Consider the following 470-nt stretch of genomic DNA (forward strand, 5'->3'; position numbering starts at 1 on the left):
TGTTATTGGCGGGTTGGCGCTTGACGGCAGGTTCATGCCGAAAAGATGGTGTTCGCCTTCACTACGAGATTATGCCTGGTGGTACAGCAGCGCATTTTGTTCAGCGTGTACAGAGTGTATTTAAGCAGTCACCGGTTTTTGACCTGGTTCAGGGCGCAAAAGAAGGCCGGGTATTCCTGCCGTGGAACCCTTTGCCGGTTCACGATGAAGCGGTGCCTGCTGTTTCAGTACAGTTGATGAAGATGGTGTCGAATTTCCAGCAATGGCAGATCCCTCTGACGTTAAATGAACTGACTCCCGCATCGGCATTACCGGGAGACGGGCAATCTATACCTGCCCAGGATTGGCGAGAATACCTCTTCAGCTTCAGTAGTCGGGTGATGCCAGCATGGCTATTTGCTGAACTGGATGATACAGGGCTGCGACTGAACAGCCTCACGTTTACCCTGACTTCACAGGGACAGTTAACC

The 470-nt window shown here is 51.9% G+C and carries 1 protein-coding gene; it reads left to right on the forward strand.

The annotated features are described in order from the left end of the window. On the forward strand, positions 1 to 470 hold a 470-nt coding region (pilO2, locus tag SLS51_RS23315), incomplete at both ends, for a type 4b pilus protein PilO2 (protein ID WP_323840852.1).

The sequence above is a fragment of the Photorhabdus africana genome, assembly GCF_035181445.1.
GTDB lineage: Bacteria > Pseudomonadota > Gammaproteobacteria > Enterobacterales > Enterobacteriaceae > Photorhabdus > Photorhabdus laumondii.